At 67.3% G+C, this 13,233-nt stretch carries 15 protein-coding genes and 3 pseudogenes; 8 read left to right on the plus strand and 10 right to left on the minus strand.

Annotated elements, in window-relative coordinates:
• Positions 1-17: 17 nt before the first annotated feature.
• Entirely contained in the window at positions 18-962 is a 945-nt protein-coding gene (locus O5O46_RS20990) for a phosphotransferase family protein (RefSeq protein ID WP_269857120.1), read from the plus strand.
• 125 nt (positions 963-1,087) lie between these two features.
• Here O5O46_RS20990 and O5O46_RS20995 read toward each other — a convergent pair whose 3' ends face one another.
• Entirely contained in the window at positions 1,088-1,534 is a 447-nt protein-coding gene (locus tag O5O46_RS20995) for a MarR family winged helix-turn-helix transcriptional regulator (protein ID WP_269857052.1), read from the minus strand.
• A 107-nt stretch (positions 1,535-1,641) separates the two neighbouring features.
• Between O5O46_RS20995 and O5O46_RS21000 the strand changes: the two genes are divergently transcribed.
• Entirely contained in the window at positions 1,642-2,178 is a 537-nt protein-coding gene (locus tag O5O46_RS21000; RefSeq protein WP_269857053.1) for a phenolic acid decarboxylase, read from the plus strand.
• Between the two features lie 358 nt (positions 2,179-2,536).
• On the opposite strand, the pseudogene O5O46_RS21005 reads toward O5O46_RS21000, so the two are convergent.
• The 4 genes and pseudogenes from O5O46_RS21005 to O5O46_RS21020 all read right to left on the minus strand — a co-directional run.
• A pseudogene (locus tag O5O46_RS21005) lies at positions 2,537-3,076 on the minus strand (ISAs1 family transposase); the annotation flags it as partial.
• A gap of 305 nt (positions 3,077-3,381) precedes the next feature.
• Positions 3,382-3,675 (minus strand): annotated as a pseudogene (locus O5O46_RS35360) (transposase family protein); the annotation flags it as partial.
• 108 nt (positions 3,676-3,783) lie between these two features.
• Positions 3,784-4,677: pseudogene (locus tag O5O46_RS21015) on the minus strand (NAD(P)-dependent oxidoreductase).
• Positions 4,678-4,829: 152 nt separating this feature from the next.
• Complete coding sequence (locus O5O46_RS21020; protein WP_269857055.1) at positions 4,830-5,531, minus strand: SDR family oxidoreductase; 702 nt, start codon at positions 5,529-5,531, stop codon at positions 4,830-4,832.
• Positions 5,532-5,572: 41 nt separating this feature from the next.
• Between O5O46_RS21020 and O5O46_RS21025 the strand changes: the two genes are divergently transcribed.
• Positions 5,573-5,989: a transposase gene (locus O5O46_RS21025; RefSeq protein WP_269857056.1), complete on the plus strand. Its 417-nt coding sequence runs from the start codon at positions 5,573-5,575 to the stop codon at positions 5,987-5,989.
• Between the two features lie 347 nt (positions 5,990-6,336).
• On the opposite strand, the gene O5O46_RS21030 is transcribed toward O5O46_RS21025, so the two are convergent.
• From O5O46_RS21030 to O5O46_RS21050, 5 genes are all read right to left on the minus strand, one after another.
• A complete protein-coding gene (locus O5O46_RS21030) occupies positions 6,337-6,873 on the minus strand; it encodes a hypothetical protein (RefSeq protein WP_269857057.1) in 537 nt (178 codons plus the stop codon).
• Between the two features lie 375 nt (positions 6,874-7,248).
• Entirely contained in the window at positions 7,249-7,809 is a 561-nt protein-coding gene (locus O5O46_RS21035; RefSeq protein ID WP_443072586.1) for a hypothetical protein, read from the minus strand.
• Positions 7,810-7,822: 13 nt separating this feature from the next.
• Positions 7,823-8,299 (minus strand): hypothetical protein, encoded by a 477-nt coding sequence (locus O5O46_RS21040; RefSeq protein ID WP_269857058.1) that lies wholly within the window; start codon positions 8,297-8,299, stop codon positions 7,823-7,825.
• Positions 8,293-8,709 (minus strand): ATP-binding protein, encoded by a 417-nt coding sequence (locus tag O5O46_RS21045; RefSeq protein ID WP_269857059.1) that lies wholly within the window; start codon positions 8,707-8,709, stop codon positions 8,293-8,295. Before O5O46_RS21045 ends, O5O46_RS21040 begins: the two co-directional genes overlap by 7 nt.
• 8 nt (positions 8,710-8,717) lie before the next feature.
• A complete protein-coding gene (locus O5O46_RS21050) occupies positions 8,718-9,137 on the minus strand; it encodes a hypothetical protein (RefSeq protein WP_269857060.1) in 420 nt (139 codons plus the stop codon).
• Positions 9,138-9,293: 156 nt separating this feature from the next.
• Between O5O46_RS21050 and O5O46_RS21055 the strand changes: the two genes are divergently transcribed.
• The 5 genes from O5O46_RS21055 (at position 9,294) to O5O46_RS21075 (ending at position 13,032) form a co-directional block, all read left to right on the plus strand.
• Complete coding sequence (locus tag O5O46_RS21055; protein WP_269857061.1) at positions 9,294-10,388, plus strand: helix-turn-helix domain-containing protein; 1,095 nt, start codon at positions 9,294-9,296, stop codon at positions 10,386-10,388.
• A 14-nt stretch (positions 10,389-10,402) separates the two neighbouring features.
• On the plus strand, positions 10,403-11,071 hold the full coding sequence (locus O5O46_RS21060) for a YdcF family protein (protein WP_269857062.1): 669 nt from the start codon (positions 10,403-10,405) through the stop codon (positions 11,069-11,071).
• Positions 11,013-11,615, plus strand: a complete 603-nt coding sequence (locus tag O5O46_RS21065) for a WbqC family protein (RefSeq protein ID WP_333482412.1) — start codon at positions 11,013-11,015, stop codon at positions 11,613-11,615. The genes O5O46_RS21060 and O5O46_RS21065 overlap by 59 nt, the downstream gene beginning before the upstream one ends.
• Complete coding sequence (locus tag O5O46_RS35365; protein ID WP_333482415.1) at positions 11,525-12,217, plus strand: hypothetical protein; 693 nt, start codon at positions 11,525-11,527, stop codon at positions 12,215-12,217. Before O5O46_RS21065 ends, O5O46_RS35365 begins: the two co-directional genes overlap by 91 nt.
• A gap of 419 nt (positions 12,218-12,636) precedes the next feature.
• A complete protein-coding gene (locus O5O46_RS21075; protein WP_269857063.1) occupies positions 12,637-13,032 on the plus strand; it encodes a coactosin family protein in 396 nt (131 codons plus the stop codon).
• The last annotated feature ends 201 nt before the right edge of the window (positions 13,033-13,233 follow it).

The raw sequence follows: 13,233 nt of genomic DNA on the forward strand, positions 1-13,233 counted from the left end.
TGACCCACCTCGATGAGATGGCGGCTGTCCGACCGTTGACACTGGCTTGGGTGAGCCGGCACCTGGAGGTCGGCGAACGGATCGTCAGAGCCGACACGTTGCACGGCGGCATCACTGCAGAAATGCGGAGGCTGACCATCGCCACGCGGGATGGAAGCACCCGTGACCTGGTGCTGCGGACCTTCGTCGACCCGTTCTATGTGGAGCACGCCGAAGACTGGCTTAGCAGGGAGGCTGGCGCCCTGACGCTGCTCGCGGGGACCGGCGTGCCGGCTCCTGGACTGGTCGCAGTTGATCCGACCGCCGCACATTGCGAGTATCCGTCGCTCCTGATGACACATCTGGCGGGCCGGACGGTCCTCGACGACGAGGGACTGGAGACGCGCGTTCCCCTGATGGCTCGTCAACTCGTTGCGATCCACGCATTGCGACCCGCCCAGCGGCCCCGGGAGTATGTGACGTTGACGACCGCCGACACTGTCGTCACTCCGAAGGGCGCCGACGCGGCGGCATGGGCCGCGGCGATCGACGTGATCCGCAAGCCTGCGCCGCCCTATGAAGGGCGATTCCTGCACCGGGACTTCCAACCCGGCAACGTGCTGTTCGACCTGCCGCCCTCAAGGCCGGCAGGTGCCCGGATCACGGGGGTCGTCGACTGGGCAGCGACATCCTGGGGCCCGGCGGATCTCGATGTGGCGCACTGCTCCACCAATCTCGCGCTGCTGCACGGCCCGGAGTGGGGTCTACGGCTCCCTGAGGCGTATGAGGAGGCCGGCGGGATGCTGGCCGCGGCCGCGAGCGAGCGGCTGTACTGGCGAGTGCGGGACGGGCTGGCGTGCTCAGAAGAAGTGCAGTTGGTGGCGCAGTCATGGCGAGAGGCGGGGAGGACAGAGCTGACGACGCGAGTTGTGGAGGAGCGGCTGGATGCCTATGTCACTGCCCTGATGGACGCGCCGGGCTGAACCGAGCAGCCTGGGGCGCGGGCACGGTGGCGAGCGCCGGGCCCGGCTGCCACGTACGGGAGCGGAGCCGATCGCACACCCGTACCTGGGCGCCCCCGATGGTAGAGGGGCTTTGTGCTGCGGGGTCAGGGTTGTTGTCGGCTCGGCTCCAGGGCGGTGATGAGGCGGGCCAGTACCGGAAGTGAGGCCGTCAGCGTCTCGCGGTCGTCCGTGGGCAGTTGGTCGATGGCCTGGGCGAGTGCTGCCGAGCTGGTGCGGTCGTAGCGGTCGAGCAGGTCGAGAGCGGTTATGGAAGGCGCGAGAACCACTGCGCGCAGATCGCCAGGGGCGGGCTCGCGGGTCACCAGGCCTGCTGCGGACATCGTCTTGACCAGGTTGCTGACGGTGGAGGGCGCGATGCCCAGTCGCTGAGCGGTGGCGCGCGGGCTGAGGGGGCCCTCGCTGGCGAGCGCACGCAGGAGCTCGATCTGGGCTTCGGGCAGGTCGGGGAGCCCTTCGGCGCTGCGTGTCGCGCGGACCACGGCTCGGCGCAGGGGTCCCAGTAGTCGGCTGAGCTCGGAAGCGGTGTCCATGCCGACATTCTGCCACCTATCATTTTGCCGCAAAACAGTTTTGTGCCAAAATGAACTTCTCGCCCAGCCAGACGGCGCGGCCGCACCGCAAGACAAGGACAATCTCCATGAACACCCCCGCATACCAGACCACTGTCGCCAGCCCAGTCCCGCCGCAGGACCTCTCCGCCATGGTCGGCCACCGCTTCATCTACACCTACGCCAACGGCTGGCAGTACGAGATGTACGTGAAGAACGCGAAGACCATCGACTACCGCATCCACACCGGCATGGTCGGCGGCCGGTGGGTCAGGGACCAGGACGTCGACCTGGTCATGCTCACTCCGGGCGTCTACAAGGTCTCCTGGACCGAGCCCACCGGTACCTCGGTCGCGGTGAACGTGCTCCCCGGCGAACGCGTGCTGCACGGCACGATCTTCTTCCCGCACTGGGTCGAGGAGCACCCGCAGCGCACCGTGCTCTTCCAGAACGACCACCTCGACCAGATGCGCGCCTACCGCGACGCCGGGCCCACGTACCCGATCTACGTCGTCCCCGAGTTCGCGAAGATCACCCTTGACGAGTTCGTCGGAGAGAACAACGAGGACGCCGTCGCCATCGCACCCGGCGACCTCCCCGAAGGCTGGGCCGACCGGACCAACTGAGGCCCCGGAACCGTGCGGGAATACCGTCGTCACACATGTCCGCACCGTGCTGGAGCAACTGGGTAGGCGATGGTGATGCGATGCGGTGCTGACGACGTCCGTCGGCAGATCCGGCGAGAGGCCAGCCACCCCACGAGGTGAAATTCCATACCTGGTCCCCCCAGGGCTTCGGCGTAGTCGGCGAGCGTCCGGTTTGTGATCACGCGAGGCCGAGGAGTTCGAGGGAGCGGCGGGCGTCGCGAGCGTTGCGGCGGAGTCCGGCTGCGATGTTCTTTATGCCGTTCAGCCGGAGGGCGCCGACGGCGAGGTTGCGCCAGGTCGCCATCGCGCGGGGAGCGTTGCCGGTCCGCAGTTGGGAGGCGTCCTCGGCGAAGGTGGTGTCGCGGACGTGGTGCAGCGCCTCGGTCTTCCAGTGGTCTCGGATCAGCTGTGCGAGCTGGGCGGGGTTGGCTTGGTCGGTGGTCAGGCTCGTGACCGCGTAGACGGTCGTGATCGTGGTCCTGCCGGTCTTACGGTCGGTGCGGCGGCGCTTGACCTGGACGGCCTGGCAGGCGCCGGGGAAGAGCAGGTTGTTCACAGTGGCGACCTTGACCCGGCGGATCTCGGAGCGGCCGTGACCGGTGCCCCGGGTCCGGCCCTGGAGCGGAATGTCCTTCCAGGGCAGGGACGTGAGCTGTTTGCGCAGCTTCTTCTGGTTGCCTTTGACGATCGCGATGTAGTGGGCCCGTCGGCCGAGGAGGTATCCGGCGTGCTCGCGCTGGGTATGCACCGCGTCGCTCGTGACGACCATCCCGGCGGGGTCGGCGACGGTGTCCAGCAGCGACTGGAAGCAGGTGGTCTCTCCGGTCTTCTTGCCGACGTCGAGCTGGGCCAGGACCAGCCCGGTAGTGTGCTCCACCGCGGCGAGCAGGTGAATCTTCTGCCCCCGGGCCTTCGCTGCACCGCCGTAGGGACTTGCCGTCCACGGACAGGCCGCTCAGCCCGCCACTGGCGGGGCGGCGGTCGGCGAGCCAGTGGCCAACGGCCTGGTCCAAGGCGTCGCCGTCGATACGGCCCAGCAGCCGGCGGACCGTCGCCTCGGCCGGGACCAACCGCCTGGGCAGCACCGGGTCGGGTCGCACACCGAGACGCTCCAGCACGTTCGGGTGGCGCGTCCGCGATCCACTCACCGACCACGAGCAGCGACGTCGCTCCGGCCAGCACCGCGCACGCGGTCAGGGCGAGCACGACGGCCAGCGCGTGCCGCACGCCGCGTGGGTCACGCGGGTCCGTGACCTGAGCCAGCCGCTCCAGCAGGCCGGGCACCTCGCCGGGCCCGACGTCGGCCTGTTCGCGGAGTTGGTCAAGGGCAGGCGGAATCGGAGATGATGCGTCGACAGGCACGGTCTTCCAGGCAGGTCCCGGGGCGTCGAGAACTCCATGATCTTGGAAGTCCGTGCCTGTTCTGCTTCCACCCCTGACGCCCAACGAAGCATCACGAACCAGACGGCGGCCCACTACGCCGAAGCCCTGCAACCCGACCAAGAAGGTAGGACGGTGTCGGTTTCTTTTGGGCTCCGGACTCGTTGGCTGGTCCGTGCGGGATCTGGCTGAGCGGTTGGACCTTTACGCGTCGAAGCTGGCGAAGTACGTCGCCGTCATGTAGTCCTCCCCGCCGTGCCCCTGCGAGGACGCGCGGCGGAAGCGCTCGACGCAGGCGGCGGCGACGTCCATGCGGACGCCAGCCTGCTCGCCAGCCTCCACGATGAGGCGGGCGTCCTTCAAGGCGACGTCGACGCTGAAGTTCAAGGTGGCGTCACCGTGGAGGATCGATGCCGCCTGGATCCGCAGGTAGGGCAGGTCCAACGGTTCGCCATCGATCGCCGCGAAGAATTGGTTCAGGTCGACTTTCAGCCCCTTGGCCAGCGCCATGACCTCCGCACCAGTGTTGGTGACCGCCACTGCCCAGCTGTTGAGAACGAGTTTGAGGCTGCTGGCCGGACCGTCGCTGGCGTCCTCACCGGCTCAGAGGGTAATGCGGCCCACGGCGTCGAAAACGGCCTGGGCAACCGGGCGGGCAGCCGCGGGCCCCGCGGCCAGAACGGTGAGCTGCCCGGTCTCGGCGGGCGTCCGGGTACCCCAGATGGGCGCATCGAAGAAGATCAGGCCTTGCTCGCGTGCCAGCGCGGCCAGTTGGCTTTGTGCGGCAGGGCCGACAGTGGTGCTCTGTACCCAGACGGCGCCCTCGCGCATAGCGGGGGCCACGGTCCCCATGACGTCCAGGACGGCGGCGCCGTCGAGCACCATGGTGACCACTGCGTCAGCATCCCGCACCGCGTCGGCGGCGTCCGCTTCCACTCTGATCCCATCACCCGCCAGGGGTTGGGCGCGCGAGATCGTACGGTTCCAGACTCGCACCTCGTGGCCCGCGGCGGCGATGTTGCGGGCCATGCCCGAGCCCATGATGCCGGTGCCGAGGACGGCGACCGTCAGGCTCTTGTCTGCCGTGGTGGAAGTCATGCGTGCACGCTATGGTGAACGGTGGGAAAATCCAGTCGAGGCTCGCGGAGTGTCTCTGGCGGTGACATTGCTCGGTGGTGTGTGCTCTCGCAGAGACCACCCCGTTGGGGTATGCCCGTCTTCGTCACCCTTCCTGATCGGCACCGGAAGCGTCACTGGACGTAAAGCCGCATGTCCTCCGGGAGGCTCGCCTTGACCCGGCGGGTGGGTTCGTCCGTCAGCACTTCCTCCGTACCATCCTCGATGGCCTCCAGGACCTGATCGACGACGGCTTCGGGGCTGATCTTGTACTCGCCTGCCGGGACGTTCGCTGACATGTCGGTGTCGATCCACGTGGAATGGACGCTGACCACAAGCGTTCCCTGCGAGCGCAACTGACGGCGAACGGCGTGGGTGAGCAGCCACCCAGCGGCCTTGGAGGCGCTGTATGTCCCATTGATCGGGGACGCGAACCAACTGGTGACGGAAAGCATGTTGACCAGTGCTCCGCCACCGTTCACCGCCAGCACGGGGGCGAAAGCGCGGCACATCGACATCGTGCCGAAGTAGTTGGTCTCCATCTCCGCCCTGGCCGCCTCCATGCCGTTGTGGTCAAGTGGCTGAGCCGACCGGACGAAACCCGCGTTGTTGATGACCACCGTGACGTCATCGCACTCCGCAGCCACACGCGTAACGTCATCAGGTGAGGTGATGTCCAATTGAATGGGGACCGCGCCGGCGATGTCGACCGTCTCAGGGCGACGAGCCGCCGCGTAGACCTTTCGGGCTTTCCGCTCCAAAAGGGAACGTACGTACACTCGCCCTACCCCGCGGTTGGCCCCGGTGACGAGGCACGTCGAGCTCTCGATCTCCATGGGGGCATTTTGGACCTCACGTTGCGTCTTCATCGTTCAACATGCCTATCGACACGTCGTCGATCCGGGCTCGGCGGACCCCGGCATCGCGGCTGTTCCCAGGCGCCTGCCAGGCCGTCCAGGTCAAGCGCCGCCGCACCGACCGTAAGACCGGCAGGACCACGATCACGACCGTCTACGCGGTCACGAGCCTGACCACCGACCAAGCCAACCCCGCCCAGCTCGCACAGCTGATCCGAGACCACTGGAAGATCGAGGCGCTGTACCACGTCCGCGACACCACCTTCGCCGAGGATGCCTCCCAACTGCGGACCGGCAACGCTCCCCGCGCGATGGCGACCTGGCGCAACCTCGCCGTTGGCGCCCTCCGGCTGAACGGCATAAAGAACATCGCAGCCGGACTCCGCCGCAACGCTCGCGACGCCCGCCGCTCCCTCGAACTCCTCGGCCTCGCGTGATCACAAATCGGACGCTCGCCGACTACGCCGAAGCCCTGGGTCCCCCCACCTGCCACACGCAGTCCTGGTGCTGCCGCAGCCATACCGAACGCGATTTTCGTTGGCCATGTCTCGCCGGTGCAGAGGGCGGTGACAACAAAGAACGGGGCCACCCCCGGGGCTTTCGAACACGCTGTGACGGGCGGCTGGGCGTCCCGCGTTCACGGCCACGGCAGTGCCGTCATCTCTCCTCGACATTCACGAGCCGATCGATCACCAACTGCCTCCCGGAAACCGTCGACAAACGCTGCTCTTAGAAATCAACGAAGCCATCCCTGCCTGATCAGGCGGACTTTTGGTGCTGCGCGTCAGTCCTGGTTCGAGCTGGACAGAGCTTCGGTGACCAGGCGGGAGGCGAAGTCGCGGTCGTCAGTGAGCCGGTTGATGTGTTCCGCGAGTAGCAAGGCCGTGGCTTCCAGGGAGTTCATCTCCTCCCCAGTCCAGTCTCCGTACTGCTTGCGCCACAGGTTGGGGCTTAGGCCGGTGCCGGCCGCGACGACCAGGCCGGCCATGGTGGGGATGGTCTCGGGACGGACGCTCTTGGGCATCATCCGCATCGAGGCCACGAAGCTGGGCACCACGTACTCGATGACGTCCCTGTCATGGTCCTCGTAGGCCATCCGCAGCCACTGCATGAACATGTAGATGAGCGTGCATGCGCCGTCCACCAGGTCATTGGCTTGCTTGGGGCTCAATGACGCGGTGAATTGGTCTGCCAATTGCTGCTGTTCGGGGTCGGTCTCGGCCCTGCCGTCGTAGATGGTTTTGAGCCGAGAGTCAATCACCATGAGCGCTGCACCCACATCGCCGGCGGGAGCGTATTGGGGATCGCAGGGCGATGACACAGGATTCCTCCTCGGATGACCGTGGGCAACGCGGCGTGTCCGTACGGTATCCCGCCGATGAGACGACGGTTTCACGAATCCCGGTGAAGCGCTCGCTGTCTGGCCGCAGCGGTTTCTGCGCTTCCAAGGCGCTGGCCGTCGGACCGTAGCTGGATCACGGTTTGCTGACGGCGGGCACGGCGCTAGGTGGTGCAGCAGGCTAACCGAAATACGGCTGACGCGTGTGGCGTCACCACGCCTACGCCGCTGGCCTGTACGTGACGGAGTACCCCGCCGGAGAAGACCGCTCGAAGGGGAGATCAGGTTCCGGAGGGCCAGGACGCCGGGTAGATGCCCGGCGTCCTGGGGTGCGTTTGCTGCTCGCTACCGGTGGATTCAGGAACAAACGAGGGCGAGGACCTCGTCACGTAGGGGGTCGACGGCCTCCTGGGTGGGGTCCTCGACATTGAGGCGGAGCAGGGGTTCGGTGTTGGAGGGGCGGAGTTTGAACCAGCGGCCGTCGCCGAGGGTGACCGTCAGTCCGTCGAGCCGGTCGGTGGTCACGCCGTCGAACTGCCCGTACGCGGCCTCGACTTCGTCGAGCTTTGCGGGTACGTCGGCGACTTCGGAGTTGATCTCGCCCGAGGCGGCATAGCGGGAGTAGCCCGCGACCAGTTCGGACAGCGGCCGGTCCTGTTCGCCGAGGGCGGCCAGGACGTGGAGGGCGGTGAGCATGCCGGTGTCGGCTCGCCAGACGTCGCGGAAGTAGTAGTGGCCGGAGTGCTCGCCGCCGAGGACGGCGTCATGTTCGGCCATCAGGGCCTTCATGAAGGAGTGGCCAACCCGGCTGCGGATCGGGATTCCGCCGTGTGAGCTTGGCGAAGTAGGCGTCCAGCCGGGCGCGTTCGAAGGATTCCATGGCAGTTCCCTCTCATCCGTCAGTGCGGATTCGTGCATGGAAAGGCTGGGTTCAGATGGTGCGGGCGAGACCGAACAGCAGCCGATCCGCGGCAAGTTCGGCGTCCAGGTAGGCGTCGACGCGGGCGGCGTCAGCGGACGGGGGCAGTGCGTCCAGGCCGACCATCACGACGGCCTCGCCGGATCGGGCGACCAGTGCGGTCCAGCGAGGGTGGGTGGGGAGCCGCAGGCCGTAGCGGCTGCCGTGGAAGCGCATCAGCACCCGGTCGCCGACGACCTGAAGCCGCCCCGGCAGGACGGGCATGGGGTCTCGGGCATTGGCCAGGCCGCCGAGACAGTCGGCGATCACCCGCATCCGGGCCTCGATCGCCTCGGGGGCATCGTGGTCGGTGCGGCCGGGCGGTTGGGCGAGCAGGACGTGCCCGACATGCTGACCGTCCAGCGCCATCCCGGGCCAGGTCCATGCCCCGAGGGAGGCCAGCAGCCCCGGCCTCGGGCCGGTGAGCGACGACGGAGTGCGGGTCAGCATGCCGCCTCCCGGACGGCGACGGCCTTGAACCGCAACCAGACAATCTTCCCGGACGGCTGCCGGTCGCAGATGCCCCACCCATCCGCGAGTTCCTGGACGATCAGCAGCCCTCGTCCGGAGGCGTCCGACGGCTTCGGGTGGCGGACCTGTGGCCGGTGGCCGTCGCGGCGGCTGTCGTGTACTTCCAGGAGTACGAAGTCGTCGTCTTCGACGGTCAGCCTGACCAGGAAGCCGATGCCGGGCTCGGTGCCGTGAATGAGCGCGTTGGTGGCCAACTCGGAGACACACAGCTGGATGTCGTCTGCGGCCCCGTCCAGTCCCCAGGCCATCAAGGTTGCGGTGGTGAACTTCCTGGCTAGGCTTACGGATTCGCGCTTTGACTCGAAGTACTTCTGCATCACCTCGGGCATGCCGGGCCTCACGTCTCCGCGTCCAAGGCCCGGCGGCGAGGCCGGGCCGCGCTGGACGGGCTGGAGAAGCGATGGCCGACTGATCGGTGCTGGCGGCTGCTGCGGATCAGCAGCAGCCGTGCTCCAGCCGCCTCGATCTGTTTCTCCCGGGCGGCGGCTATCGCCTTGGGGCCGAGGTGGGAGGCGGACGGCAGCACGACGCCGTAGGTGTCGGGTAGTGCCAGGACATCCAGCAGCCCGATGAACGCCACCTCCTGCGAGGTGGAGCGTTCGGTGAACACCCCGGACAGCAGGAGCTCGTGCTGGCGGCAGTACTCGGCCAGCGACGCGGCCAAGGCCGCTTGGCGGGTCGCCGAGGCCCGCGCCAGCCGCAGGTAGCCATAGACGACCGGACCTGCGACCTGGCGATGCTCAGTGAGCGGTTCCATGCGTACAACCGTCCAAACAAGACTCGGGAAGAGTGACAACCCGAGCCTGACGTCTGGTCAGCGTGCCCAGAGTGAACCGCTGTTGCACTTCCGTAGCACTTCCGTCTCCCCGCTTGAGTTCCCGTGCTTCCATGGCGACGCAGAAGGGAGCGACGCGTGGCGACCGTGCACCATTGGACCGGCCTTGAGGCCCGAGCACTGCGTCTGGCCCTGCGGATGAGCGTCCGCGCGTTCGCCGAACACCTCGGCGTCGGCATTCGCACCGTCTCCAAGTGGGAAAAGCTCCTCACCGCCACCGAGCCGAGGCCCGACACCCAAGCCATCTTGGACACCGCGCTAGCTCGCGCGGACGCCGCAGTGCATCTGCGGTTCGAGACAAACCTGTCCGAAGCCGGACGCCCCACACCTGGCCGACGAGTAACGGTCACCGGCCCCAGGGCTTGGGAGTACGAGTCGTGGACCGACGACCTGGAACGCGTCGTCGTCGCCCTGTCCCGGCAGAACTTCACCTTCGCCGACAACCTGCTGAACCGCTGGCTGGCCCGCTTCAAGCCAATGCAACTGGATGACAAGGGCCTGTATCTGTTCGCCCGCTCCACCGTCCTGCTCGGCGACCTGCGACGCGACGAAGGCGCCGTGATCGGACCGATGTCGGCCCAGCACTCCTATGCCGGTGCCCACTCGATCTTCACCCAGCTCGACAACCCCCGCCGCGTCGCCCAACTCGACCTGTCCCTGGCGGTGGTCGCCGAGATGTCCGACAAGTTGGAGACCGCAGCCCGCCACTACGAAACCCTCGCCGTCGACGACCGGCTCTCCCGCCGCGACCGAGCACGGGCCAGGTTGTGGGTAGGCACCGCGCTGAGCAAGGACGGCAACCACGACTATGCCGCCCGCGTCATGCTGGCCGCCACCCGCGACTTCGAGGACCTGGGTGAAGTAGACGACTGGTCAGTCGCCCACCAAAAACTCGCCCTGGCCCACCGCGGGACCGGCCAGTTGGACCAAGCCCTGCACTTCATCGACATCGCCCGCAGCACCGGCGTGATGGACTCGCCCATGCAGCGCGTGCGGTTGGACACCGCCCACGGCCACATCCTGCTGTCCGACCCGGCCACACGGGATGATGGGCTGCGGGTGCTCAACGACGCCGCGACGCTGGCCGCCAAGGTCGGCCTGAGCCACCAGCTCCGCAGCATCGAGAGCATCCGCAGGATGACCGAGGGGGCAGCCCGCCCCCGGCGACGGTGACCAGGGAGAAGCGAGTGGCGGACAACCAGCGGGCCATCACCGATGACCAGCGGCAGCAGGCCAAGCTGATCTGGGACTACCACCAGATGCACCACGACGCGAGGCCGGTCGACGCCGCGATCGGCCTGGGCAGCCACGACCTTGGGGTGCCCGCCTTCTGTGCCCAGCTGTATCGCGCCGGTCTCTTCCCGACCCTGGTATTCACTGGTGGCCCCAACCCCACCGCCCCTGAACGGTTCCCGCGCGGCGAGGCCGTGCACTTCCGCGAGCACGCGCTGGAGCTCGGTGTGCCGGATGAGGCGATCCTGCTGGAGCCCAAGGCTCGCAACACGGGCCAGAACATCACCTTCTCCCGGGAGGTGCTGGCAACAGCCGGAATCAGCCCGGCCTCGGTGCTGCTGGTCTCCATGCCGTATATGGAGCGACGCTCCTTCGCCACCGCCTGCAAGCTGTGGCCCGAAGTCGAGGTGATCTGTGCCTCGGAGCCGCTGGAGTTCGACGACTACCTCAAGAGCATCGGCGACGAAAAGCTCGTCACCGACCAACTCGTCGGCGACCTGCAACGGGTGATCGAGTATCCGAAGCTCGGGTTCGCCATCGAGCAAGACGTCCCGGAGGACGTGCATGCCGCGTACGAATCTCTCATCCGCGAAGGCTTCACCAGCCGCCTTATCAGCTCCTGACCTGCCGCCTCCGGGCGGGCTGTGTGCGATCCACCAGCCCAACCTGTTCCCGCGGCTGACGACACTGGCCAAGCTGTTCGCAGCGGACTACTGGATCGTCCTCGACGACGTCCAGTTCGCCCGCCGCGACTACCAGCACCGCACCCGCCTGGCGGCCTTGGAGGACCCGCAACGGCGCCAGTGGCTCACTATCCCCACCCACCTGCCCCGAGGCCGCCAGACGCCCGTCTGCGAGGCCGTGATCGCCGCCCCAGCCGGGTGGCGACGGCGTCTGGCTCAGATGCTGCCGCACTACTACCGGGCCAGTCTGCACTGGCTGGCCATTGGTCGCGCACTCGCGCCGGTCCTCGACCTGTTCACCACCACGGACAAGACTGCCGAGGTCGCCGAGACGTCCACCCGCCTGTCGCTGGACTTCTCGGCTGGACTGGCCGGATCCTCCGCAGCAGCCACCTGCCTGCTCGGCCCGGCCGATCGAGGCGACTCGCCGACCTCGCCGATGCCACCGGCGCCCGGGGCTACCTATGCGGGACGGGCGGCATGAAATACCTGGAGAGCGACCTGTTCACCGCCCGGGACATCGCCGTGATCCCGTTCCGGACCCCAGCCAACGGGCTGTGGCAGAGCGGGCGCACGATCAGCGCGGTCCACTCCCTGATGTGCCTCGGGCCCAAGGCCCTGGCCGAACAATTGCGGACCGTTGCCACCAGCCAGGGCGGGTTGCAGCCCGCATGTCTGCGCGGCACCGAACACTCCCCCCTCCTCGATCGAGGAGGGGGGAGTACGCGTCAACGTACCCAGTCGCGTACGACTCGGCGTACGATGACTGTCGGTCAGGTGTTTTCCCGGCGGATCATCTCCCGCAGGCTGATGCGGGCGGCGGCCAGGTCCTCTTCGGTCTCCTCCAGCTTCGCTGCCAACTCGGCGTTCTCCCGCTTGAGCGCGTCGCGCTCGGCGGCAAGTTCTTGGTTCTGGCGGGTCAGTTCCTCGATGCGGGCGACCCGGTCGCCCGCGGCACCAAGAGACACTTTGCCCACGTGTTGGCCGTGCGGCCATGCTCGATGGCCAGCCCACGGCCGAGGTCGCCAGCGACCAAGGGACAGCCGCCGGTCAACAAGGTGTACCGGACGGCGTTGGGGCTCTTGAGGTACAGCAGCTCCATCGCGGCACCGGCCAGGACCAGCAGCAGCGACAGCCGGGGTACCAGCCCGGCTGCCTGGCGCAGGTACAGCGCGGCATCCCGCGCCTACGGGTAGAAGTTCCCGGTTTTGCTTGCGATCCCACCTCCGACCTCCAGCAATGGAAGCAGGACACCTACCGGGATCCTGCACGTAGCCGCCACCACACCGCATCCCGTAGAGAACTCGAGCGAAGACTCATGTAAACGCTCACTCAGGTCTGGTGGCTCTTGGACCACTGGCGTACGGCACACGTTCCGGCCATCACGCCTTCGAGTGGCGTGCAGAGGGCCGCCTGGGGGTAGCACTTGCTGGCTGCCGATGGTCGTGATGGCCGGCAGGCAGTACTCGACAGGGACATCAGGTCAGCGGAACAGGAGTTAGCCCGTGGAAATCGCTCCGGAAGTCAAGGAAGCGTACGAGAAGATCAGGCTCCCCCAGTCCGATCTCAAGTGGGTCACCTTCAAGTACGACGACTCCAAGGTGGTCGTCGATACATCCGGCACCGACCACGGCGCTTTCCTAGACATGCTCCCTGACGATGCGCCGCTGTACGCCTACTACCGCGTGGAAGTCAAGGCATCCGACGCAACGCGCACCAAGTTCGTCTTCGTCTCCTGGGTCGGCGAAAACGTATCGCCCTTAACGAAGGGCAAGGTCTCCGTCGACAAGCCCCAGATCAAGTCGATCATCAAGGACTTCTCGATCGAAATCGCGACGTCCGATCAGGGCGACCTCACCTACGACAAGATCCTCGACACGATCGGCTCCGCCGACCACTGACCGGGGCCCGGGGCCCGGGCCCGCACAGGGAGGAACCGGCACGCGCGCCGATACCTCCGCCGCTGCGGGCCCAGCCCCCGGGCGGAGTCGCTGCCCTCGCGTCGTCGGTCCGGGCGCCGAACGGGCCGGTCAGGCCCGGTGCGGGGGCGCCGGTGGCGTTCAGGGCGACCTGATGGTGGAGTTGGACCGGACTCTCGCGGG

It is taken from the genome of Streptomyces sp. RPT161 (assembly GCF_027533845.1).
In the GTDB taxonomy this organism is placed as follows: domain Bacteria; phylum Actinomycetota; class Actinomycetes; order Streptomycetales; family Streptomycetaceae; genus Streptantibioticus_A; species Streptantibioticus_A silvisoli_A.